Origin of the sequence: Janthinobacterium sp. FT14W (assembly GCF_009208755.1) — a bacterium.
GTDB classification, from domain to species: domain Bacteria; phylum Pseudomonadota; class Gammaproteobacteria; order Burkholderiales; family Burkholderiaceae_D; genus Janthinobacterium; species Janthinobacterium violaceinigrum.
The window spans coordinates 1-255 of the sequence record NZ_WFLL01000182.1; the positions used below are offsets into that span (position 1 = coordinate 1).

Annotated in this window: 1 protein-coding gene; it reads right to left on the reverse strand. The window is 69.4% G+C overall.

Annotation, left to right across the window (positions count from 1 at the left end; translation table 11 throughout):
• The coding region (locus tag GCN74_RS28530) for a POTRA domain-containing protein (RefSeq protein WP_193317320.1) at positions 1-255 on the reverse strand (255 nt) is incomplete at both ends.

Consider the following 255-nt stretch of genomic DNA (forward strand, 5'->3'; position numbering starts at 1 on the left):
TTGAGCAAGTCGCCGGGCCGCGCCGGCACGGCATTCCACCAGGTGGCGCGGGGATGGGTGCCGGGCGCAAAGCCGATCTGGCGGATGCGCCCCGGTATCAACGTCAAAGCCAGGGTGCCACGGCTTAAATCCTGCGGCTCGGCCAGCACCCGCGTGGTGACGTAGCCGCGCGCGATGATGGCGTTCTGCATGCGGCCCATCAGCACATTGATGGCTTGCGTGCCCAGGCAGCGGCCCAGCGCAGCGTCCGGTGCG